The organism is Arthrobacter sp. 05N425 (assembly GCF_056397125.1).
In genome coordinates this window covers 137,241-160,267 of record NZ_JBFTMU010000007.1, presented here as the reverse complement: position 1 = coordinate 160,267, position 23,027 = coordinate 137,241, and the positions used below count along the sequence as shown (strand labels likewise).

18 protein-coding genes are annotated in these 23,027 nt (G+C 68.2%); 4 read left to right on the top strand and 14 right to left on the bottom strand.

Going from position 1 to position 23,027, the window contains the following annotated elements:
• Positions 1 to 11: 11 nt before the first annotated feature.
• Both guaB and AC1DGE_RS11655 read right to left on the bottom strand, forming a co-directional pair.
• A complete protein-coding gene (guaB, locus tag AC1DGE_RS11660; RefSeq protein ID WP_175321232.1) occupies positions 12 to 1,523 on the bottom strand; it encodes an IMP dehydrogenase in 1,512 nt (503 codons plus the stop codon).
• A 181-nt stretch (positions 1,524 to 1,704) separates the two neighbouring features.
• Entirely contained in the window at positions 1,705 to 3,801 is a 2,097-nt protein-coding gene (locus tag AC1DGE_RS11655) for an acyltransferase family protein (RefSeq protein ID WP_476917494.1), read from the bottom strand.
• Between the two features lie 146 nt (positions 3,802 to 3,947).
• Between AC1DGE_RS11655 and AC1DGE_RS11650 the strand changes: the two genes are divergently transcribed.
• The gene (locus AC1DGE_RS11650; protein ID WP_476892145.1) at positions 3,948 to 4,916 is read left to right on the top strand and encodes a DUF389 domain-containing protein; all 969 of its coding nucleotides are present in this window, start codon (positions 3,948 to 3,950) and stop codon (positions 4,914 to 4,916) included.
• Between the two features lie 45 nt (positions 4,917 to 4,961).
• Here AC1DGE_RS11650 and AC1DGE_RS11645 read toward each other — a convergent pair whose 3' ends face one another.
• The 4 genes from AC1DGE_RS11645 to AC1DGE_RS11630 form a co-directional block, all read right to left on the bottom strand.
• A complete protein-coding gene (locus tag AC1DGE_RS11645; RefSeq protein WP_476917493.1) occupies positions 4,962 to 7,025 on the bottom strand; it encodes an acyltransferase family protein in 2,064 nt (687 codons plus the stop codon).
• A gap of 189 nt (positions 7,026 to 7,214) precedes the next feature.
• Positions 7,215 to 8,825 (bottom strand): chaperonin GroEL, encoded by a 1,611-nt coding sequence (groL, locus tag AC1DGE_RS11640; protein ID WP_175321229.1) that lies wholly within the window; start codon positions 8,823 to 8,825, stop codon positions 7,215 to 7,217.
• A 79-nt stretch (positions 8,826 to 8,904) separates the two neighbouring features.
• Positions 8,905 to 9,201: a co-chaperone GroES gene (gene groES, locus AC1DGE_RS11635; protein ID WP_028275747.1), complete on the bottom strand. Its 297-nt coding sequence runs from the start codon at positions 9,199 to 9,201 to the stop codon at positions 8,905 to 8,907.
• Between the two features lie 334 nt (positions 9,202 to 9,535).
• A complete protein-coding gene (locus tag AC1DGE_RS11630) occupies positions 9,536 to 9,949 on the bottom strand; it encodes a hypothetical protein (protein WP_441417090.1) in 414 nt (137 codons plus the stop codon).
• 56 nt (positions 9,950 to 10,005) lie between these two features.
• Here AC1DGE_RS11630 and AC1DGE_RS11625 point away from each other — a divergent pair, with 56 nt between their 5' ends.
• The gene (locus tag AC1DGE_RS11625) at positions 10,006 to 11,235 is read left to right on the top strand and encodes a THUMP-like domain-containing protein (RefSeq protein WP_476917492.1); all 1,230 of its coding nucleotides are present in this window, start codon (positions 10,006 to 10,008) and stop codon (positions 11,233 to 11,235) included.
• A 21-nt stretch (positions 11,236 to 11,256) separates the two neighbouring features.
• Here AC1DGE_RS11625 and AC1DGE_RS11620 read toward each other — a convergent pair whose 3' ends face one another.
• Complete coding sequence (locus AC1DGE_RS11620; RefSeq protein WP_476908475.1) at positions 11,257 to 12,090, bottom strand: shikimate 5-dehydrogenase; 834 nt, start codon at positions 12,088 to 12,090, stop codon at positions 11,257 to 11,259.
• A gap of 491 nt (positions 12,091 to 12,581) precedes the next feature.
• Between AC1DGE_RS11620 and AC1DGE_RS11615 the strand changes: the two genes are divergently transcribed.
• Positions 12,582 to 13,733 (top strand): glutamate--cysteine ligase, encoded by a 1,152-nt coding sequence (locus AC1DGE_RS11615; RefSeq protein WP_441417087.1) that lies wholly within the window; start codon positions 12,582 to 12,584, stop codon positions 13,731 to 13,733.
• A gap of 16 nt (positions 13,734 to 13,749) precedes the next feature.
• Here the strand turns inward: AC1DGE_RS11615 and tsaD are convergent, their stop codons facing one another.
• From tsaD to AC1DGE_RS11585, 6 genes are all read right to left on the bottom strand, one after another.
• On the bottom strand, positions 13,750 to 14,889 hold the full coding sequence (tsaD, locus tag AC1DGE_RS11610) for a tRNA (adenosine(37)-N6)-threonylcarbamoyltransferase complex transferase subunit TsaD (protein WP_476917491.1): 1,140 nt from the start codon (positions 14,887 to 14,889) through the stop codon (positions 13,750 to 13,752).
• Entirely contained in the window at positions 14,886 to 15,377 is a 492-nt protein-coding gene (gene rimI, locus AC1DGE_RS11605) for a ribosomal protein S18-alanine N-acetyltransferase (protein ID WP_441417085.1), read from the bottom strand. Before rimI ends, tsaD begins: the two co-directional genes overlap by 4 nt.
• Before the next feature lie 53 nt (positions 15,378 to 15,430).
• Positions 15,431 to 16,102 carry a tRNA (adenosine(37)-N6)-threonylcarbamoyltransferase complex dimerization subunit type 1 TsaB gene (gene tsaB / locus AC1DGE_RS11600; RefSeq protein WP_476892139.1) on the bottom strand — a complete coding sequence of 224 codons (672 nt, stop codon included), beginning with the start codon at positions 16,100 to 16,102 and terminating at the stop codon, positions 15,431 to 15,433.
• A gap of 2 nt (positions 16,103 to 16,104) precedes the next feature.
• Positions 16,105 to 16,740 (bottom strand): tRNA (adenosine(37)-N6)-threonylcarbamoyltransferase complex ATPase subunit type 1 TsaE, encoded by a 636-nt coding sequence (tsaE, locus tag AC1DGE_RS11595; protein ID WP_476917490.1) that lies wholly within the window; start codon positions 16,738 to 16,740, stop codon positions 16,105 to 16,107.
• Positions 16,737 to 17,960: an alanine racemase gene (alr, locus tag AC1DGE_RS11590; RefSeq protein ID WP_476917489.1), complete on the bottom strand. Its 1,224-nt coding sequence runs from the start codon at positions 17,958 to 17,960 to the stop codon at positions 16,737 to 16,739. Before alr ends, tsaE begins: the two co-directional genes overlap by 4 nt.
• 615 nt (positions 17,961 to 18,575) lie before the next feature.
• Positions 18,576 to 19,667 carry a carbohydrate kinase family protein gene (locus AC1DGE_RS11585; protein ID WP_441417081.1) on the bottom strand — a complete coding sequence of 364 codons (1,092 nt, stop codon included), beginning with the start codon at positions 19,665 to 19,667 and terminating at the stop codon, positions 18,576 to 18,578.
• Between the two features lie 82 nt (positions 19,668 to 19,749).
• Here AC1DGE_RS11585 and AC1DGE_RS11580 point away from each other — a divergent pair, with 82 nt between their 5' ends.
• Entirely contained in the window at positions 19,750 to 21,201 is a 1,452-nt protein-coding gene (locus AC1DGE_RS11580; RefSeq protein WP_476917488.1) for a family 4 glycosyl hydrolase, read from the top strand.
• Between the two features lie 41 nt (positions 21,202 to 21,242).
• Here the strand turns inward: AC1DGE_RS11580 and AC1DGE_RS11575 are convergent, their stop codons facing one another.
• A complete protein-coding gene (locus AC1DGE_RS11575) occupies positions 21,243 to 23,027 on the bottom strand; it encodes a glycoside hydrolase family 5 protein (RefSeq protein WP_476917487.1) in 1,785 nt (594 codons plus the stop codon).

The following is a 23,027-nucleotide window of genomic DNA, read 5'->3' as shown; positions in this document are numbered from 1 at the left end:
GCGCCCGGGACTTAGCGCGAACCGTAGTTCGGCGCCTCCACCGTCATCTGGATGTCATGCGGGTGGGATTCCTTCAGCCCGGCCGGGGTGATCCGGACGAACTTGCCACGGGCCTTGAGCTCGGGGACGGTGGGTGCTCCGGTGTAGAACATGGTCTGGCGGAGGCCGCCGACCAGCTGGTAGGCCACGGAGGAGAGCGGGCCGCGGTACGCCACGCGGCCTTCGATGCCCTCCGGGATGAGCTTGTCGTCACCGGAAACGTCGGCCTGGAAGTAGCGGTCCTTGGAATAGGAGGTGTTCTTGCCGCGGGTCTGCATGGCCCCCAGCGAACCCATCCCCCGGTAGCTCTTGAACTGCTTGCCGTTGACGAAGATCAGGTCGCCCGGGGACTCGTCGCAGCCGGCCAGCAGGGAACCGAGCATAACGGTGTCCGCACCGGCGACCAGGGCCTTGCCGATGTCGCCGGAGTACTGCAGGCCGCCGTCGGCGATCAGCGGCACGCCGGCCGGGATGGCCGCCTTGGCGGACTCGTAGATGGCGGTGATCTGCGGGACGCCGACGCCGGCGACGACGCGGGTGGTGCAGATGGATCCGGGGCCGACGCCGACCTTGATGCCGTCGGCGCCGGCGTCGATCAGGGCCTGGGCGCCTTCGCGGGTGGCCGCCTGGCCGCCGATGATGTCCACGTGCGCTGCCACCGGGTCGGACTTCAGCCGGCGGATCATGTCCAGCACGCCCTGCGAGTGGCCGTTGGCGGTGTCCACGAAGAGGGCGTCCACGCCGGCGTCGATCAGGGCCATGGCCCGCTCCCAGCCGTCACCGAAGAACCCGATGGCGGCACCGACGCGCAGCCGGCCCTCGTCGTCCTTGGTGGCCAGCGGGTACTGCTCGGCCTTGGTGAAGTCCTTGGTGGTGATGAGGCCCTTGAGCCGGCCCTGCTCGTCGACGAGCGGGAGCTTCTCGATCTTGTTGGTGGCAAGCTTGTGCGAGGCTTCCTCGCGGCTGATGCCGACGTGACCGGTGACCAGCGGCATCTTGGTCATGACATCGCTGACCAGCCGGATCGGGAAATCCGTCTCCGGCACGAAGCGGGTGTCGCGGTTGGTGACAATGCCCAGCAGCCGCATGCCCTCGTCCACGACCGGCAGGCCGGAGACCCGGTAGTGCGAGCAGATCTCGTCCAACTCGGCCAGCGTGGCCTCGGGGCCGATGGTGAGGGGGTTGGTGATCATGCCGGACTCGCTGCGCTTGACCCGGTCCACCTGGTCGGCCTGGTCGGCGATCGAGAGGTTCCGGTGCACGACGCCAAGGCCGCCCTGGCGGGCCATGGCGATGGCCATCCGCGACTCGGTGACGGTGTCCATCGCGGCGGACAGCAGCGGCGTGTTCACCGTGATGCGCTTCGAGATCCGCGAGGAGGTATCAGCTTCGGAGGGGATGACGTTGGTGTGTCCCGGCAGGAGCAGGACGTCGTCGTAGGTCAGGCCAACAAAGCCGAAAGGGTCGTGTTCGGGCTGGGTCATGAGTGCGCCTCTTACCTTGGGTTTCTGGGTTCACGGGTAGGGGTTGCAGCAGATGACCAGCCCGTCATTACGGGCATGGCCTGTGCAGAGGTGTTGTGTAAATACTAGAACCTTGGCGGCGATCCCCATATTCCGGGACGCGAATGTGAGCAACGGCATCCGACTGGCGGCGCCGGGGGCGTCACTTCCAGCCGGTGGCGGCGAGCAGTCGCTTTTCGAACATTGGGATCATGCTTTGGACGTAGGTCTTGGTCAGGTGGTTGTCGTCCTTGTAGACGTACACGTTCCCGACGACGGCGGGGCAGGTCCCGTCGGCGCAGATGAAGTCGCTCATGTCCATCAGGTGCAGGCGGGCAACCTTGCCGCGGTAGTCGTCCAGCGGTGAGGACGCCGCCAGGGATTCCTGCAGCGGGACGTTGCACTCGGCGGCGTCGGGGCCCTTTTTCTGGACGCATTCGGGCATGTTGGTGGTGAACCGCGGGTTGTCGCGGATGCCGACAACCTCGATGCCGGCGTCGGTGAAGGGCTTGATCCCCTCCAGGTACTGCGGCACCTCGGTTTCGAACGGCGCCTCCTTGTGCGTCAGCGACGCGACCGTGAAGACGGCGTCGGGCTTGTGCGACAGGACGTAGTCGGAGCTGGCTTTGTTGAAGGCATTGCAGTCGGCATCCCGCTCGGGTGACTCTCCCCCGAAGCGGCAGTTTCCCTTGAGCAGGGTGACGACCTCCCAGCCGTGGCTCTTGGCGATGGGGCCCAGCGCGGCCATGTACTGCTGCGCATGCGAGTCGCCGAGCACCACGATTTTCTTGGTGACCTTGTCCGGCCGGCTGTTCTGCAGGCAGCCCTGCAGGAGGGGGTCGCTGGGCACGTTGCCGTCGGTGCAGAGCCCGTCGATGTCGGCCCATTCGTTCTTCATGGCGGCCGGTGCCGGGATGATCTTGGCCTCCGGCGTCGGCTTCCCGGCGTTCTCCGGGGCCAGGGCTGCGGCGCCGGGCGTCAGTTCCTTCGGCTGGGACGCGGCCGCGGCTTCGTCGGCCACAATGTGGCTCTGCCACAAAGTCACCGGGCCGGCCAGCAGGGCCCCGCAGGCGGCGATGACGACGGCGGTGCGCCAGGCGCGGCGCTGCGGCCAGTGCCACTCGCGCAGCGGCTTCTCCACGAAGCGGGTGGTGAGCACGGCCAGCACCACGGAGATGGCGACTATCGCGAGCCCCTGCCACAGGTCCGGCACGCTGACTCCCATCCCGGCCAGGGCCAGCACCAGCAACGGCCAGTGCCAAAGGTAGAGGGCGTAGGAGTTGTCGCCGAGGGCGACGAGCGGCCGCCAGGTCAGGAAACGGTCCACGCCGAACCGGCTGCCGCTCTGCCCCGCCACAATGATGGCGGCGGCAGCCAGCGTCGGCCACAGCGCGATGAATCCGGGGAAGGAACGGTCGACCGTCAGCAGCAGCCCGCAGGAGAGCATCGCCGCCAGTCCCGCCCAGCCCAGCACCAGGCGCAGGATCCTTCCCGGTTTCAGGTACGGCAGGGCCAGCGCCAGCAGCGAGCCCAAAGCGAATTCCCAGAGCCGCGCACGGGTGTCGAAGTAGGCGTAGGCCTGGTTGCTGGCGGTCTGCTCGATAGAGTAAACCAGCGATGCGGCGAAGATGGCGCCGAACGCGAGGGCCAGGAACAGGCGGTAATTCAGCAGTCGTTCGTCCACCCCGGTCCAGCGGCGCAGCGCGTAGCGCAGTCCCTTGCGCAGCAGGGCGGCGCCCGCGAACACGAGCGGCCACAGCAGGAAGACCTGCCCCTGGATGGACAGCGACCAGAAGTGCTGCAGCGGGCTGGCTCCCGAGTGGTCCTGGGCGTAGTAGTCCACGGCAGAGTCCGCGAGCAGCCAGTTCTGCCGGTACAACAGTGACGCCCAGGCCTGGTCGAGGATGTCCGGCCAGCGGCTTGCCGGCAGGATGGCCCAGGTGCCTGCCAGCACGCCCAGGACCACCACGACGACGGCGGGCAGCAGCCGCTTGAGCAGATGCAGCCAGTGGCTCACCAGGTGGAGCGGCTTACCGCTTTCCACCTTGCGGGCAAAGCTCAGGGTCATCAGGAAGGCCGAGATGAGAAGGAAGATGTCGACGCCACCGGAGACCCGGCCAAGCCACACGTGGTAGGTCACCACCATAAGAACGGCGAGGGCACGCAGGCCCTGCACCTCCGGGCGGTACCCCGATTTTCGGCTCGCGGGAGAACCCGCGGCCGCGTGCTGCGGGCTGGCTATGGTTCGCTCGTTCGTCACGCGGGATCCCTCAGGCTGGCTTCCAAAACATCAATGTTACCGAACCGTAATTTTCATTGCCACTTTCCGGGGCGCCTTCCGCCCGGGATTCCCGGGGCAGGGCGTACCGGCGAGGCTAGGCTGTTACGAGTCGAAGGAGGCCGCGAGTGATCGTGCAGGTGCGGATATGTGTCCCGGAGGAGCTCTCCGGAGCCGTGGTGGAGTGCTGCTCCGGTGAGCTTGGCGTCGCGGAGGTTGCGTTGCACCCCGGCGCCTCGGTGGTGCCGCCGGGCAACGTCATCCTCGTGTTCATGGCACGGGAGTCCGTCGAGTCGCTGATCGAAAAACTCCACGCACTGAACGTCCAGGACGTTGGCTCCATCTCGGTCACCACGCCGGAGCTGGTGCTTTCCGATCGCGCGGACCAGGCGGTCGCTGAGGCGCCCGGCGAAGGTGCGGACGCGATGATCTGGGATGAGGTGTCGCGGCAGACCGGGGAGGATTCCCGGCTGACGTGGAGCTACCTGGCGTTTCTGGTCCTCGCGACGCAGCTGGCCGCGATCGGCATCGTCACCGACTCGACCATCGCGATCGTCGGTGCCATGGCGGTGGGGCCCGAGTTCGGCCCGCTCGCCGCCCTGGCCGTGGCCCTGGTGCGGCGCCAGTGGCGGCTGGGGCGCAGCGCGGCACTGGCACTCGGTGTCGGGTTCCCGGTCGCGATGCTGGCGGCGGCCTTCACGGCCTGGCTCTCCGTACCACTCGGGCTCTTTCCAGCTGACGCCCTGGACCGCGGTTCGGCTGTGGAGTTCATCTATCACCCGGGGCCCTATTCCCTGATTGTCGCCCTGCTGGCAGGGACCGCCGGCATGCTGTCCGTGATCAGCCGGCGCTCGGCGGCCCTCATCGGGGTGTTCATCTCCGTGACCACCGTCCCGGCCGCCGGTTTCGTAGCGGTTTCCCTCGTGCTGGGCGAGTACCAGAAGGCCGCAGGTTCCGCCCTCCAGCTCCTTGTGAACTTGGTCGGGATTATTGTCTCGGCGGTGGCGGTGCTGCTGTTCTACCGGCTAGTCACGAAGCGGCTGCCGCGCGACGCCGCGCGGAAGCTGCGGAGGAACGCCCAGCGCCTGCACCACTGAGCTGCACCGTGGCGGCCCCGGGGCGGCCCCCGCGGGGCCTGCGCGCTACATCCAGCCGGTCGACTCAGCGAGCCGCTGGCCGAACACGGGTGACATCGAGGCCACATACGTGCGGGTCAGGTGGTTGTTGTCCTTGTAGACGAACGTGTTCCCGACCACCCCCGGGCAGGTTTTTCCGTCGCAGATCAGGTCGGTCATGTCAACGAACGACAGTCCTGGCACCCGGCCATGCAACGGAGCCAGAGGGCTCTTCGCGGCGAGCACGTCGCGTTCGGCGCGTTCGCAGTCCGGGCTCTCAATTCCCTTGTTCGCCACGCATTCGGCAATGTTGAAGTTGAAGCGCGGGTTATCGCGGATAGCGACCATTTCGACGTGCTTCCCGGTCCAGAATTTCGCGGTCGCTTCAAGGCCGGGTGACAACTTTTCCGCCGGGGAAGACACCGCGGCGACGGTGCCCACGGTGATGATGGCGTCCGGCGGATTGTCGGTGACCTCTTCCGTGACGGCAGCGTTGAAGGTGTCACAGGGAATGGACCGCCCCTGGGCGGCAATGGTGTACCGGCAGCCGGCCCGGAGGATGGAATAGACGCGCCAACCGTTCTTCTTGCCGACGGCATCGATAGCGGCCAGCCACTGCTGCGCGTGGGAATCCCCCAGCACGAGGACGGTCTTGGCGGGCTTGTCCGGAGCCGTGTTCTGCGAGCAACTGCTCCTCAGCGAACGGTCCTCGGGTTCAAGGTCGCCGGAGCACCGGTTGCCCAGGCTGGACCAGTCGTTCTTGAGCTGTTCGGGCAGGGGCAGGATCGGGGCGTCGCTGTCCGCCGCGCTGACGAAACCGGGCACCAGGGCCAGGGCGCCGGGGTTGTTCCGCTGTGACTCTGCCATCACAGCCTGCGCTTGGAAGTGCTGCTGGAGCTGCACCCCGGTGAGCGGCACCGCGACCACTGCGAGGCAGAGCGCCACGGCGAGGGCAGCGCGCCGACGTCGGACTTCCGGCCATGCCCAGGACCGCCACGGCTTCTCGACGAAACGGGTGGTCAGGAAGGCGAGCCCCAGTGAGACGGCGATGATCAGGCTGCCTGAAAGCCATCCCGCATGCTCCTTGCCGCTCCAGGCCAGGGCAAGCACCAGGACGGGCCAGTGCCAGAGGTAGAGGGCGTAGGAATTATCTCCGAGCCTTACGAGGGGGCCAGCGCTGAGGATGCGGTCCACTCCCCAGCGGCTGTTGGTCTGCCCGGCCAGGATGACGCAGCTGGCGGCCAGGGTGGGCCAGAGCGCCACGAACCCGGGGAAAGCCCCTTCCACATCCAGGATGAAGCCGCAGCTGACCATGGCCAAGACACCGACCCAGCCGAGGACCACGCGCACCGACTGCGAAAGGAACGACAAGCCCGGCAGGAACAAGGCCAGAAGCGTGCCCAGTGCGAACTCCCAGAGGCGTGCGCCGGTGTCGAAGTAGGCCTGGGACTGGTTGGTGGCCGTGTAGTAGATCGAGAAGGTCAGCGAAGCCAGGAAGATCGCGGCGAAGATGTAGCTGAGCAGCGCCCGGTAGCGCAGGTTGTACCGTCGTGCGAGGAACGCTGCGCCGGCAAAGATTAGCGGCCACAGGATAAACACCTGGCCCTGGATGGACAGCGACCAGAAGTGCTGGAGCGGGCTGGCCAGCGCGTGGTCCCCCGCGTAGTAGTCGACGGCTTCGGCCTGCAGGACGCGGTTTTCCACGTAGAACAGCGATGCCCAGCTCTGCGCGACCACATCCGGGAAGCGGGTGCGGGGCAAAAGGAAGTAGCTGGCCGCCAGCGTGGTGACAATGACGACGGCGGCCGCCGGCAGGAGCCGCCGGAACAGGTGCAGCCAATGCTTGATCAGCGCCATCTGCGAACCCCGCTCGAAGCGGCCCACGAACTGCAGCGTCATCAGGAACGCCGAGATCAGCAGGAAGATGTCGACGCCGCCGGACACCCGGCCAAACCAGATGTGGTAGGTGACCACCATGAGCACCGCGAGCGAACGCAGTCCTTGGATTTCCGGCCTGAATTTCGTCCCCCGGGCAGGACGTGGCTCGGCGCTCGTTTCGCGCGGCGAGACGAGCGTTACCGCTCCAGACATACAAACCCCCGTAGAAACAACGCAAGACAGCCAGAGCAACTATACAACCCGGTTCGGCGTCGGTCCCTTTCGGATGACGCCGGCCACGATGCCCGGACCCCGACGGCATGGCTCCGGGGAACAAAAAGGACCGGACCAGCTGACGCTGGTCCGGTCCCTTCTTTGCACGGAACCTAGTGCGCGGGAACCTTAGTGCTGGTGTCCGGCGTGCTCGTCCTCGTCGGCCGGCTTTTCCACCACGAGGGTTTCGGTGGTGAGAACCAGCGCCGCGATGGAGGCCGCGTTGCGGAGGGCCGCGCGGGTGACCTTGACGGGGTCGATGACACCGGCCGCGATCAGGTCCTCGTATTCGCCGGTCTTGGCGTTGAAGCCTTGGTTGACGGCGGATTCGGCCACCTTGGCGACGACGACGTAGCCGTCAAAGCCGGCGTTCTGGGCGATCCAGCGCAGCGGCTGGGTCAGGGCCCGGCGGACGATGCCCACGGCAGCTGCCGCGTCGCCGTCGAGCGCCTGGACAGCCGGATCCTCATCAAGCGCCTTGAGGGCGTGGATGAGGGCGGAGCCGCCGCCGGCCACGATGCCTTCTTCGAGGGCAGCGCGGGTGGAGGACACGGCGTCCTCGATGCGGTGCTTCTTTTCCTTCAGCTCGACCTCGGTGGCAGCGCCAACCTTGATCACGCCGATGCCGCCGGCCAGCTTGGCCAGGCGTTCCTGCAGCTTTTCCTTGTCCCAGTCCGAATCGGTGCGGGTCAGCTCGGCGCGCAGCTGGGCAACCCGGGCCGCGACGTCCTCGGCCGAACCGGCGCCGTCAACGATGGTGGTGTTGTCCTTCGTGACGGTGATGCGGCGGGCGGTACCCAGGACCTCAAGGCCCACGGTGTCCAGGCTGAGGCCCAGTTCCGGGGAGACAACCTGCGCGCCGGTGAGGGTCGCGATGTCCTGCAGCATGGCCTTGCGGCGGTCTCCGAAACCGGGAGCCTTGACGGCCACGACGTTCAGGGTGCCGCGGATACGGTTGACGATCAGCGTGGAGAGTGCCTCGCCGTCGACGTCTTCGGCGATGATGAAGAGCGGCTTGGAGCTCTGCAGCGCCTTTTCCAGCAGCGGCAGGAATTCCTGGACCGAGGAGATCTTGCCTTGGTTGATCAGGATAAGGGCGTCTTCGAGGACTGCTTCCTGGCGTTCCGCGTCGGTGACGAAGTACGGGGACAGGTAGCCCTTGTCGAACTGCATGCCCTCGGTGAGGACCAGTTCGGTCTGCGTGGTGGAGGACTCCTCGATGGTGATCACACCATCCTTGCCGACTTTGCCGAAGGCCTCGGCCAGGAGCTCGCCGACCTCGTCGCTCTGTGCGGAGATCGCGGCCACGTTGGCCACCTGGGTGCCCTCGACCGGGCGGGCGTTTTCGAGCAGGCGGGCGGCCACGGCCTCGACGGAGACCTCGATGCCGCGCTTGATCTGGCCCGGGGCGGCGCCGGCGGCAACGTTGCGCAGGCCTTCCTTGACCAGGGCCTGGGCGAGCACGGTGGCGGTGGTGGTCCCGTCGCCGGCGACGTCGTTGGTCTTGGTGGCGACCTCCTTGGCGAGCTGTGCGCCAAGGTTCTCATACGGGTCGTCCAGCTCTACTTCGCGGGCGATGGTCACACCGTCGTTGGTGATCGTGGGGGCGCCCCACTTCTTGTCCAGCACGACGTTGCGGCCGCGCGGGCCGAGCGTCACCTTGACCGTGTTGGCGAGCTTATCGATGCCGGCTTCGAGCGACCGGCGGGCAGCGTCGTTAAACGCAAGCTGCTTTGCCATGGTTTTGTCCTTTCAAGACAGAACCCCGCGCAGCCGTTCGTTCAAAGCGAAGGATCGGCGGCGCGGGGGTCCAAGAGAGTTACTTTACGACGATCGCCAGAACGTCGCGGGCGGAGAGCACGAGGTACTCGGTGCCGCCGGTCTTAACTTCGGTTCCGCCGTACTTGGAGTAGATGACAACGTCGCCAACGGCAACGTCAACGGGAACGCGGTTGCCATTGTCATCAAAGCGGCCGGGGCCTACTGCAACAACTTCGCCTTCCTGCGGCTTCTCCTGTGCGGAGTCCGGGATAACCAGGCCGGAAGCCGTGGTCTGCTCGGCTTCGAGCGGGCGGACAACAATACGATCCTCAAGAGGCTTAATAGAGACCGACACTCGGACCTCTCCTTTTCGTCAGCAAATTTGTGGACTATGAAGCGGTGATCCGTGGCGTACAAACCGTCGTCGCGGTGCCGGCAGTAGCCCGGCGGAACATGCTTCACGTGTTAGCACCCGCCTAGGGAGAGTGCTAATGACGACTCTATGTAAGTAGTTAGCACTCGGTCAAGGTGAGTGCCAGAAGTTCGTCACTGGTGAACGTCCGGCGGGACCGTCCGGAGTGACGGACATGCTCATCGCCAGCTGCCGGCAATGGACATATCGGCAATATGTCCGGTGCTGGTGCCGAAGGATGGGCATGTCCCTCGGTCCGCGCCCAGGCTGGGGCGGCCTACTCCCCCGCCAGGTCCTCGTAGTCCCAGTCCTGGCCGTCGTCGTCTTCCTCGATCCGGGCGGAGGCGTTGCGTTCGCGGTACAGCACGAAGCCGCCGGCGAGGGCAGCGACCACGCCGAGGACGAGGGCGATGATGCCGCCCACCCGGGCTGCGGCATAGGTGTCACGGATCGCGCGCGCCTCATCGGTCGCATCCTTCACGTCTTTGCCGCCGACCGAGTAGACGGTCGCATTGAAGGAGTCCAGTAAGAAGATAATGACGAGCAACGCCACGCATACGACGGCGATCACGATGCCGGCGATCAGCGCCGGCCGGGCGAAGCGGGCCAGTCCCCGGCTGTCCCGGGCCTCCCCGACGGTGTTCTCCCGGGTGCCTGCCGTGCCGAAGTCGTCTGTGTCCCTGCCATCCATGCCGTCCAGCCTATCGGGCGCGCCCGGCGTTCCCCGCCTGAACTACGCTTGATGGCATGGCTGAGACTACGCAGGACCAGATCGCCCCGCTCCTCAATCCGGAGGGCTGGGAGCTGCTGGCCTCGCTGGGACCGTACCGCGAGGAGGAGGCCTTCCGCCTCAACGCCTCGCTCCGGAAGGCCGGTCATTCCCCCGAGCTGGTCTCCGCGGCACTCACCCAGTCCCGCCTGCGGACAAAGGCGGAAGCGAAGTTCGGTGAATTCGCCCGGCAGATGATTTTCACCCGGGCCGGCCTGGAACAGGCCACCCGGCTGACCGTAGCGGCGCGGCACGCGCAGCGCTTCGCCGAGGCCGGGATTGCCCATGTGGCGGATCTGGGCTGCGGACTGGGAGCCGACGCAATGGCCCTGGCCTCGCTGGACATCAAGGTGACCGCCGTGGAACTGGACGAAACCACCGCCGCCTGCGCCACGATGAACCTGATCCCGTTCCGGAACGCCACCGTCGTCCATGCCGATGCCGCCGCCGTCCCGCTCGACGGGATTGACGGCGTCTGGCTGGACCCGGCGCGCCGCACCACCTCAAGTTCCGGGACCAAGCGACTCTGGGATCCGGAGGACTTCTCCCCCCCGCTGTCCTTCGTGGAATCCCTGGCCTCGTCCGGCCGTGCCGTCGGCGTGAAGATGGGCCCGGGCATGCCGCATGCCTCCGTCCCGGAGGACTGCGAGGCGCAGTGGGTCTCGGTGGGCGGCGACGTCACCGAAGTTGCGCTGTGGTTCAACGCGGTCCGCCGGCCCGGAATCCGGCGTGCCGCGCTGGTACTCGGCCCGCAAGGCGCCGCGGAGCTCACCAGCTCGGAGGACTTCGGCGCCGGGCCGGAGGCCCCGCTGGGCCCGGTGGAAGGCTACCTCTACGAGCCCGACGGCGCCGTGATCCGCGCCGGCCTGGTCGCCGACGTCGCGCTCCAGCTGGGCGGTCATCTGCTGGACGAACACATCGCCTATATCTGCGCGCCGGAACTGCACGATACCCCGTATGCCCGCGCGTACAAGGTCCTTGAGGTGATGCCGTTCAACGTCAAGGCGCTCAAGTCCTGGGTCAAGGACAACGGCGTGGGCGTCCTTGACATCAAGAAGCGCGGCACCTCGGTCACGCCGGAGGAACTGCGCAAGCAACTGCTCCCCGGCGGCGGCAGGAGCGCCAAGAATGCGGCCAAGAAGACGGCCACCCTGGTCCTCACCAGGATCGGGGAGGAGCGGGTGGCCATCTCGGTGGAACCGGCCTAGGGCCGGCCTTGCGGGGCGGGGCTACTGGGCCCGCATGAACTCCTCGGCGGCACGGACCTGTTCGTCGCTGGGCCGGATGCCCGTGTAGAGCACGAACTGTTCGAGGGCCTGGATGGTGGCGACCTCGGCGCCGGTGATCACCTGCTTGCCGGCCGCACGCGCGGCTTTGATCAGCGGCGTTTCGGCGGGCAGCGCCACAACATCGAACACCACCTTCGCGGCCGCCACGGCTTCCGGCGGGAAGGACAGGGCGCCGGACTCGGGGCCGCCAGCCATGCCGACGGGCGTCACGTTGATCAGCAGGTCGGCTGTGCCCTCTGCGGAATCCGGGGCCGGGAGTACTGCACGCCATTCGAATCCGTAGAGCCCGGCGAGCGCCCGGCCGGCCGCCTCGTTGCGGGCGATGATCGTGACGTGCCGGAATCCGGCGTCGCGCAGTGCCGCCGCAGTGGCCTTCGCCATTCCACCGGCGCCCAGCAGCCACACCGTGTAGTCCGTGGGGACGGCGTTGCGTTCCAGCAGCTGCTCGATCGCCGTGTAGTCGGTGTTGTAGGCCGTGAGCTTACCGCCGTCGTTGACGATCGTGTTGACCGAGTCGATGGCTTTCGCGGACGGGTCCATGACATCCACGAGGGCGATCACGTCTTCCTTGAATGGCATGGACACGGCGCAGCCGCGGATGCCCAGGCCCCGCACGCCGGCGATGGCCTGGGCCAGGTCGGTGGGGGCGAAGGCCTTGTAGATCCAGTTCAGGCCCAGCTGTTCGTACAGGTGGTTGTGGAAGCGGGTCCCGTTGTTGCTCGGCCGGGCCGAGAGCGAGATGCACAGGGTCATGTCTTTATTCAGGATGGGCACAGCACCATTAAACGCCACGAAACGCCACGGCAACGGCTCAGCGGCAGCCGGAACCAGGCCCTTGCCGCCCGACGGCGACCGGCAGCTTCCCGGGGGCGCTGGTCCGGACTCCATCCGAGGGGGCGTGGCTTCGCGGAACGGGCATCTCCGGCCGGCGGAGGGGCGCTGTGGACACTCCGGCCCTGGGACGGGGCGGGATTCGAGGCGCCGGGGCCGGTGCAGCCTGTGGATACCAGGGCGAGCCCTGTCAGAACCGCCGCGGCTGCCGGGAACAGGCTTCTTCTGTGAAAACTCTCACGCATCAGCTGTAACTTGACCACCAGTTGGATGCTACCCCTGCACTAGACTTTGAACACCGCTGCCTGGCCACTGCATGCCGCAACCGGGCTGCACCAGCGGCCAATGAACACCAGCGGCCAATGAACACCGGCGGCGAACACACACTGGCAGGTGACAAACACCGGCGGGCAACAAAACAGCGAAGGGACCACATGAAGATTGATTTCGCTTCATCCAGGCAATCAACTCTTGGTGTGGAATGGGAGCTCGCGCTCGTCAACGCCGAAACCGGTGAGCTGGCCTCGGTGGCCAGCGAGGTGCTCCGCGGCGTGTCCGCCCGGCATCCCGAGCTGAACGAGGATGACGAACACCCGCACATCAAACAGGAGCTGCTGCTCAACACGGTGGAGCTCGTCACGGGCATCTGCACCACCGTGGCGGAAGCGAAGGCGGACCTGAACAGTTCCCTCGCCGCGGTGCGCGAGGTCACCGACCCGATGGGCGTCGAAGTCTTCTGCGCCGGCAGCCACCCCTTCAGCCCGCCGCAGCTCCAGCCCGTCACCGACAAGGCGCGGTACGCCAAGCTGATCGACCGCACCCAGTGGTGGGGCCGCCAGATGGTCATCTACGGCGTCCACGTGCACGTGGGCCTCGACAGCCGCGACAAGGTACTTCCTGTACTCGACGGGCTCGTCAATTACTTCCCGCACTTCCAGGCGCTTTCCGCCTCCAGCCCGTTCTGGGGCGGCGAGGACACCGGCTACGCCTCGCAACGCGCGCTGATGTTCCAGCAGTTGCCGACGGCGGGACTGCCGTTCCAGTTCTCCAGCTGGGAAGAATACGAGTCCTACGTCCAGGACATGTTCACCACCGGGGTGATCGACACCCTCTCCGAGATCCGCTGGGACATCCGGCCGGTACCCAACCTCGGCACCATCGAGATGCGCATCTGCGACGGCCTGGCCACGCTTGAGGAGGTGGGGGCCATCGCCGCCCTGACCCAGTGCCTCGTGGACGAGTTCTCCACCATCCTGGACAACGGCGGCACCATCCCGACCATGCCGCCCTGGCATGTCCAGGAAAACAAGTGGCGCGCGGCCCGCTACGGTCTGGACGCAATTATCATCCTCGACGCCGAGGGCAACGAGCAGCTCGTCACCGAGCACCTGCGGGAGACGCTGGCCCGGCTCGAGCCCGTGGCTGCCAAGCTCGGCTGCAGCGCGGAGCTGGCCGACGTCGAGAAGATTATCGAGCGCGGGGCCGGCTACCAGCGGCAGCGCCGCGTCGCCGCGGAGCACGGCGGGGACCTGCGCGCCGTCGTCCTGGATCTGGTCGAGCAGATGCGCAAGGGGCCCGAAGCCTAGATTCCTGGGCCGTCTCCTAGGCGGATACGCTCGTCACCGGCATCGACGAGTCCGGCGCGAAGCTGAGCCCGCTCGGCACTATTCCGTACATCACCAGCTGCGCCCCGAGCGCGGCCACCATGGCCCCGTTGTCCGTGCACAGCGAGAGCGGCGGGACGGTCAGCCGGATTCCGGCCGCCGTGCACCGCTGCTCCGTGAGCTGGCGCAACCGCGAGTTCGCCGCCACTCCCCCGCCCAGCAGCAGTTCGGTGATGCCGTTTTCGCGGCAGGCGAGCACCGCCTTGGAGGTGATCACGTCCACCACGGCCTCCTGGAAGGCGGCCGCGATGTCCGCCACCGGCACCGCTTCGCCGCGCGCCTCAAACTGCTCCACGCAGCGGGCGACGGCGGTCTTGAGTCCGCTGAAGGACCAGTCGTAGCGGTGCGGGCCGGGTTCTTCGGCGGTCCCCATGTACTTGGGCTGGGTAAGACCGCGGGGGAAACGGATCGCCTTCGCATTGCCGGTGCGTGCCAGCTTGTCGATGGCCGGCCCGCCCGGGTAGCCGAGCCCCAGCAGCCGGGCCACCTTGTCGTACGCCTCGCCGGCGGCGTCGTCGATCGTGGAGCCCAGCAGCTCGACGTCGTCCGTGATGCTGCGGATCCGGAGGATCTCGGTGTGGCCGCCGGAGACCAGGAGCGCGCCGAGGTTCTCCGGCAGGGCGGTCCCGGAGCCGGCCGCCTGCCCGCTGTCGTCCGAGCCGCCGTCCTCCGGCGCGCCGCCGCCGGGCTCGAGCAGTCCGACGCCCACATGCGCCACGAGGTGGTTGATCGCGTACAGCGGCTTGCCGGTGGCGACGGCGAGGGCCTTGGCTGCGCAGACGCCCACCATCAGGGCTCCGGCCAGTCCCGGGCCGGAGGTGACAGCGATGGCGTCGATATCGTCCAGCGTCACTTCCGCTGCGGCGAGCGCTTCCCGGAGGGTGGGGACGAAGGCGTCGAGGTGCGCGCGGGAGGCGATCTCGGGGATGACCCCGCCGAAGCGCACGTGCTCCTCCATGGAGGACGAGACGGTGTTGGCGAGCAGGCGGGTGCCGCGGACGATGCCGACGCCGGTCTCGTCGCAGGAGGACTCGATCCCAAGCACCAGCGGGGCGGAGCTGCGTGGGTGGTGGTTCATTCTTGGCCTGTTCCCCTTGGCTGTGTGTGGTCCGTGGTGTTGCCGGGCGCTGGCTGTTCCGTCGCGTGCAGCTCGAGGCGCATGATGAGCGCGTCGACGCCGTCGCGGTAGTAGCGCGGCCGGACATGGATCTGCTCGAAGCCGAAGCGCCGGTAGAGCTGCTGGGCGCGGGGGTTGTCCGCGCGCACCTCCAGCAGCACATCGGCCGCATGCCGCCGCCGGCTTTCCCGGATGAGCTCGGTCAGCAGCGCCGAACCGATGCCACGGCCCTCCTGTTCGGGCACAACCGCGATGGTCTGCACGTCCGCGATGGGTTCGATGCACATCAGCCCCGCGTACCCGACGATTGAGCCGCCGGACTCGGCAACGATGTAGCGTCGGGTCTCGGTCTGGGCGAGCTCGTCGACAAACATCTGCAGGGGCCAGGCGTCCACCGGGAACAGCCGGCGCTCCAGCTCGTGCACCGCGGGGATGTCCGCGGAGGCCATGTCCCTGAGGCTCACACCTGCCGGGGACGGTCCGCGCGGCGTATCCGGGGCGTTCACAGGGCGCGCTTCCGCGGGCCCGGGACCTGCGCGTCCGATTCCCGCAGGTACAACGGGGTGGTGTCCAGGAGCTGCTCGCCGGCGGCGAGCCGCGCCAGCGCGAACTGGCCCAGCGAAAGCGCCTCGGGCTGCCGCGCGGCGAACTCGGGGACGGCATTGAGGACGTCCGGGTACAGGCCCGCGCCCGCGCCGTAGACCGGAAGGTCCGGCAGATCGGCGGCGAAGCCCACATGCGGCCCGTCCAGCAGCTGCGGCAGCTGGCTCCCGGCCAGCGCGTAGCGGGCCCAGTAGACCTCCTTGCGCCGCGCGTCGGTGGCCACAATGAACTCCGGGGCCGCTTCCGTGGACTCCGCTACCTCCAGGGCAATGGCATCCAGGCTCATGAGCCCGTAGAGGGGCTTTTGCCAGACGAAAGCCAGGCTGCGGGCGGTGACGATGCCGGAGCGGAGGCCCGTGAATGGACCCGGTCCCACCCCGGTGACAATGACGTCGACGTCGGCGCCGCTGAGACCCGCGGCGGCGAGCAGCTGCTTGATGCCCGGGGCCAACACCTCGGCATGGCTGCGGGTGTCCGCGGTGGCGAAGCTGCCGACGACAGATTCCAGGGAATCATCGGAAACGAGCGCCGCGCTGGCAACGGCCGAGGTATCGATGGCGAGGATCAGCATCTTCAGTCCGTTTCCGTGGTCGCGGGCAGGTCAGGGATTCCGGCAAGGGCGGCGGGCGGTTCGGCCCAGCGCGGCCCAAAGCCGCGGAAGACCACGGTCCTGGGCTCGTCGGCGTCGTCGGTGTCGAAATCCAGCACGTCGGTGCCGCTGGGCTGGGCGGGGCCGGACGGGGCTGTGCCGCTGGGCGGGGCTGTGCCGCTGGGCTGGGCTGTGCCGCCCAGCCGGCGTTGCAGCTCAACCTCCAGCCGGCTCTCGCTCAGGTGCTCCACCCGGCCGCGGCCCCACTCCACGACGGTCACTGCACTGTCCATGGTGTTTTCCAGGTCGATGTCGTCGATTTCGGAAGCAGAGGCGAGCCGGTACGCGTCGACGTGGACCAGGTCCGGGCCGCCGGGACGGGGTCCGTCCGGAAGGTTGGGGTGGATCCGCACCAGCACGAACGTGGGAGAGATGATTCCGGCGCGGACGCCAAGGCCCTCGCCGAGCCCCTGCGTGAAGGTGGTCTTCCCGGCGCCAAGCTCGCCGCTGAGCACTAGCAGGTCGCCCGCCTGCAACTCGGCGCCAAGGCCGGCCGCGAGGGCATGTGTCTGCTCCGCGGTCCCCACTTCCAGGGTCCGCTGCCAGGCCGGGTGGCTCACTGCGCGGCCCCGTCGCCCGGTGCGGGCTCTTCGTTGATGTAGCGGCGCGGCACCCGCGGGCTGATGCGGGTGACGATCTCGTAGTTGTTGGTGCCGGCTGCCCTGGCCCAGTCCTCGGCGGTGGGACCGCCGTCGGCACCGTTTCCGAACATCACGGCTTCGGCACCCAGCAGGCTGGGACCGCCGGCGGAGACGTGGAGCGGGCCGAGGTCGATCACCATCTGGTCCATCGCGATGCGGCCCACCACGGGGTAGCTGATTCCGGCCACCCTGATCGGACCTCCGGTGGCGACGCGCGGAACGCCGTCGGCGTATCCCAGCGGGACGAGGCCCAGCGTGCTGGCGCCCCCGGTGCGGTAGTTCAGTCCGTAGGAGACACCCTGGCCGGCGGGCACGTCCTTGCAGTGCGAGACGACGGTGCGGACTGTCATTGCCGGGCGCAGCCCGATCTCCGCGGAAGTCTGGCCCTCGAACGGTGAGAGCCCGTAGATGCCGAGGCCCACCCGGACGAGGTCGAAGTGCGTGTCCGGGCGGGACAGCGTCGCCGGGGTGTTCGCGAGGTGGCGGACCTCGGGATCGACGCCGGCGTCCTGGGCCATCGCCAGGACATCGCGGAAGGCGGCAAGTTGCTCGTCGGTTTCGGGGCGCTCGGGTTCGTCGGCCACGGCAAGGTGGGAGAAGATGCCCACGACCCGCAGCAGGCCCTGGTCCTGGTAGTCCATCGCTTCGCCGAGCAGGGTGTCCCAGGACTCCAGGGTGGCGCCGTTGCGGCCGAGCCCGGTGTCCACCTTCAGGTGAATCCTGGCTGGGCGCTCCTGCTCGCGGGCTGCGGTTACGATCCGGCCCAGCTCCCAGCCGGAGCAGCCGATGTCGATCCCGGCAGCGACGGCGGCGGCAAAGTTGCTCTCGGGGGTGTGCAGCCAGGCCAGCAGGGGGGCCTCGATCCCGGCGGCGCGCAGGGCAAGCGCCTCGGAGATATGCGCGACGCCTAGCCAACTGGCCCCGGCGCTGAGCGCGGCGCGGGCCACCGGGATGGCCCCGTGGCCGTATGCGTCGGCCTTGACGACGGCCATCACCTTCGCCGGCGAAGCCACCTTGGCCAGCCGCCGGACGTTGTGCCGTATCGCCTCGAGGTCGATGACGGCCGAGCGCTCCTCGACGTGGTCCGGACCTGCTTCCGCCACCGGCCGGAAATCACCTGTTGCTGCTGGGTATATCACTTTACGATTCTACGGGTGGCCGCAGATCCTGCTGAATTCCGCTGGCGCCCCGCACTTTGGGACATGCCCATCCTTGGCTTCGGGACATGCCCACTCCTCGCAGCCGCGACTGGGCATATGCGGACTATGTCCAGTCCACGGCCCGGGCGCAGGGCATGTCCCTCGGCCCGCACCCCGCGGCATCCCAAACCATTCACGGATCCATTCCTGGCGTCGGGACATGCCCACTCCTCGCAGCTACGAGTGGGCATATGCGGAATATGTCCAGTCCACGGGCCGTACGCAGGGCATGTCCCTCGGCCCGCAGCCCGCGGCGCCCCCGAACCATTCACGGATTCATCCCTGGCTTTGGGACATGCCCACTCCCCGCGGCCAAGGGCGGGCATATGCGGACTATGTCCAGTCCACGGCCCGGGCGCGGGGCATGTCCCTCGGCCCGCACCGCGCGGCGCCCCCGAACCATTCACGGATCCATCCCTGGCTTTGGGACATGCCCACTCCTCGCAGCCACGAGTGGGCATATGCGGAATATGTCCAGCCCACGGGCCGTACGCGGGGCATGTCCCTCGGCCTGCGGGCCTGCACCCGCTCCCCAGCCGCCCGCCACCCCAAGGGCTACGCGTCGGAGAGGTGCGCGATCGTCGCCGTCGCCCGCCGCTGCGCCTCCGGCGGCACGTCGCGGACGATTTCTTCCAGGAAACGGTAGCGGCGCAGCCATTGACTGCCCTGCCGCTCCTTGCGGGCATTGGCCCGCTGCCACCAGTCGGCGAGGTCGCCCCAGCCGGGAGCGGCCAGCGAGCCGCCCACCTGCTGCACGGCCAGGGCCGCGCACAGGTTGGCGAACCGGAGCCGGTCCCCCAGCGGCCAGCCGGCCAGGCAGCCGACGATGAACGCGGCCCCGAAGCAGTCCCCGGCCCCGGTGGGGTCGAAGGCCGCCACGGGCAGCGACGGCACCCACTCCTCCTCACCGGTCTCGGAGTCCACCGCCATGGATCCCTGCGGCCCCAGGGTCACCACGGCCACTGGGACCCTGTCCGCGAGCGCGTAGAGCGCGGCCCACGGGTTGTCCTTGCCGGTGAACGCCATGGCCTCCTGCTGGTTCGGCATGAAGGCGTGGAAGTATTTCAGGTTGTCCAGTCGCGCCTGCGCCCACGTCCCGGTGGGATCCCAGCCGACGTCGCCGAAGAGACGCACACCGGCCCGGTGAGCGTCGACGGCCCACGGTTCCAGCTCCTCGCCTAGCTCGGCGACGGCGGCGAGCGCGGGCGGCGGGCAGCCGATCAGTTCGCTTGAGGTTACCGGCGCCGGGTGGCCGTGGGTCACCATGGACCGGTCCTTCTCGACACTCAGCGACACGGTGACCGGCGAGTGCCAGCCGGGAACGCGCCGCGACAGCGACAGGTCCACGTGTTCCTGCCGGTCGAGGATCTTCCAGTTGTAGTCGCCGTAGCCGTCGTCGCCAAACGCTGCGGCCAGCCCGGTCCTCAGCCCCAGCCGTGCCGCGGCGATGGCCTGGTTCGCCACCCCGCCGGGACAGCTGCCCATCCCGTCGCTCCAGATTTCCGTGCCGGGCCGGGGTGCGTGCGGCAGCCCGGTGAAAATGATGTCCTGGAATACGGTGCCGGTCAGGAGCACGTCGAAGCTTCCCGCCGCCGGGGTACGGACGGCGGCGAGCGGGTCGAAGCGCGGCGCTGGAATCGCGTCCATACACGGCACACTACGCCGTCCAGGTAACCGGCGAAAGACGACGTTCCGGGCCCATCAGCGCGGCGCGGAATAGACTGCAGCCATGCGGCTCATGATTGCTGGCGGCGGCGGATTCCGGGTGCCGCTGGTCTACCGGGCGCTCTCCGCCGGTCCCTTTGCCGGGCTGGTCCGGGAGCTGGTGCTGTACGACGTCGACGCCGGCCGGCTGGCCGCCATCAAAGCGGTGCTGGCCGCCCTGCCGGGCAGGGAACCGGGCCGGGAACCGGGCAGGGAACCGGGCAGGGAACAAGGCGGCGGGCCGCCGTTCCGCACCACCACGTCGCTGGCCGAGGCCCTGTCCGGCACAGACATGGTCTTCGCCGCCATCCGCCCCGGCGGCACAGCCGGCCGCACGGCCGACGAGCGCGTGGCGCAGGAGCTGGGCGTGTTAGGCCAGGAGACCACCGGCGCCGGCGGCATCTCCTACGCCCTGCGCACCATCCCGCCGATGTTGGCCCTGGCGCAGGCGATGAAACGTTTCTGCCCCGGGGCGTGGCTGGTCAACTTCACGAATCCGGCTGGCATGGTGACCGAGGCCCTGGTCCCGGTGCTGGGCCGCCGGGTGGTGGGTATCTGCGATTCGGCCGGCGGACTGGTGCACCGCGCGGCGCGGGCCGCCGGCGTCGTGCTGCCCGAGGGCAGGCTCGACGGCGTCGGCTACTACGGGCTCAACCACCTGGGCTGGCTGTACCGGCTGGAGTCCGGCGGCAGGGATGTCCTCCCCGCCCTGCTCGCCGACGCCGGGACCCTGGCAGGTTTCGAGGAGGGCCGGCTCTTCCCCCAACCCTTTCTGGCTGGCCTCGGCTGCCTGCCGAACGAGTACCTGTTCTACTACTACGAGACCGCCCGCGCCCTGGCCGCCATGCGGGCCGCTGCCCAGACCCGCGGCGAGTCCATCCACCGGCAGCAGTCCGAGCTGTATCCGCGGCTCGCGTCCGCCGGTGCGGAGGCCTACGGGCTCTGGGATGCCGCCCGCCGGTCCCGCGAGGAGGGCTACCTGGCCGAGGCCCGATCCGCTGGCGAGCACCGGGACGAGGAGGACCTGGCCGGCGGCGGCTATGAGCGCGTCGCGCTGGCGGTGATGCGCGCCCTCTCCGGTGGCGGCGGGGCCGAACTGGTGCTGAATACCCCCAACGCGCTACCCGGCCCGGACGGTGCACGGGCTGCCGCGATCCCGGGGCTGCCGGCGGACGCCGTCGTGGAGGTCCCCTGCCGGGTGGACGCCGACGGAGTGGTGCCGCTCCCACAGGAACGCCCGTCGGAAGCGCAGCTCGCGCTGATGCTGCGGATCAAGGAGGTGGAACGGCTCGTGGTCCAGGCCACCGGGCCGGGACCCGGCAGCCTGCGGCGTGGGGCCGCCCTCGCCGCGTTCGCCCGGCATCCGCTGGTCGACTCGGACGAGCTCGCGGCGAAGCTGCTCGCCGGTTACGAGGCCGCGTTCCCGGGCCTGTTGCAGCTCTGGCGCAGCGACGTCCGCAGTTCCGGTGACTCCTAGCCGAGTCCGCCGCTCAACGCGGGCCACTCAGCGCAGTCCGCTCAACGCAGTCCGCGGGCGAGGGTCTCCTGTAGCGCCTTGTTGGGTTCGCCCGGCTGGCCGGTGCCGCTGAGGTAGAGCCCCATCTGGGTCCCGTGGTATTCCCAGTACGCGAAGCTGAGCTCGTTCTCCGCCAGGAGATCAAGCATGTCGGTGGCCCACTGGCTGCCGCCCTTGCCCTCCATCTCAAATGCTTGCCGGACCAGGCCGAACTCCATGACCGACATCGGCACGTTGTTATCGATGCCGAACTTGAGTCGCTTCCCCAACTCATGTGCCAAATAGCCTTTGTCGCGTGCCAGGAAGCCGTTTCCGGGTGTTCCGGGCGACTGTGCGTAGACGTCGAGCTGGAGCCCGATCCGGGGTGCCGAACCGGCCGAGGCCGCAATGCTCTGCCCCCGCATGTGGCCCTGGATGCGGTACTTGTTACCCGGCACGACCTTGAACAGGTGGGCGTCGTTGCTCCACCCTGCGATTGCCGTGGCGTCGACGGCATTGCTGATGGAGAGGCTGCCGCTGTCCTGGTGCCCGGTCTTCTCCCGCGCGAACTTCGGCGGCGCCGCCGTGTCCCCGTACTGCCATTGATGCCAGTCCAACGTCGAGTCGCGGTCCAGGGGATCGTTGATGACTTGCCGGAGTTCGGTCCCGTCGGGGCCGTATTCGGTCACCCTGATTGCATCGAAGCCGGCCGTTCCGCGCATGCCGCCCTGCGCAGTGACCATGGGTGCAGCCGCCACCGCGCTGCTGTCCTCGATAGTTACGATGCCGCTGTCATACGCCGCCCAGCCTGAGGTGCCGGGCGGCAAGGACTTGGTTGCGATGCGGCTTTCCGGCAGCAGGACCCGCTGACCGGTCGGGAGAATGGTGTCGGGGTCGGGATAGCGGCCGCCGTCCTGAACCGGGCCCTCGACCCAGGACGCATACTGGTGGGTGTATTTGATGGGCTCGTAGAAGTGGAAGTCGTAAACCACGTTGTCGTCATCAACAAGGAAATGCTGGTCGACCCCGGAGATGCCGTAGCTGCCGTTGACCCCATAGATCCCGCCCACAACCAGAAGGTGGTTCTGGTCCTCGGACCGGACTGCGGCGACCAACTGCCGGGCCAGCACTTTCCATTGTTCCCCGGTCGCGTCAGTCGTCACCGGCTCATTGAGCAGGTCGTAGGCTGCGATGGCTGTTTCATCCTTGTAACGGGCTGCGATATCGCGCCACAGGTCCGCGTTCTGCTGCTGCAGCCGGGGGTTGGACCAGATGTCGAAACTGACGGCGTCGCTGGTGGGGTCCAGCCAGAATCCGCCGATCGGGGTGTGCAGATCCAGGATCAGGCGCATCCCGTGTTCCCGCGCCCAGGCCACGTTTTGGTCCAGCCACTGCCAGAAGACCTGCGGGGAGTCGACATACCAGTCCCCGTCGAAGGCGAAGCGGATGCTGTTGAAGCCAATTTCTTTCGCCCGGGCGAAGTCGTCCCCCGCATGGTGCTGCGAATTAGGAAGCTCGGCCCCGTTCAGGTTTCGATGGTAGAAGTTGGAGAAATTCACCGCTTTCAGCCGGGTGGGCTCGCCGTTGAGGACGAGGCCGCGGCCCGAGGCGGTGACGAAGCCCCGCGAATTCTCCGCCGAGGAGCTTCTGTCGTTGTTCCGGGCCAGCGTGCACCCGGCCATGACCAGCAACGGAACCACCAGCAGCAGGACGGCCGGAACCCACCCAGGCAAGCGGCGCCGTCGTGCACCCCGTTCAGGGCTGCGCCGTTCCTGGTGCGGCAGTTGCGGATCGCCACTTCCGGGCAT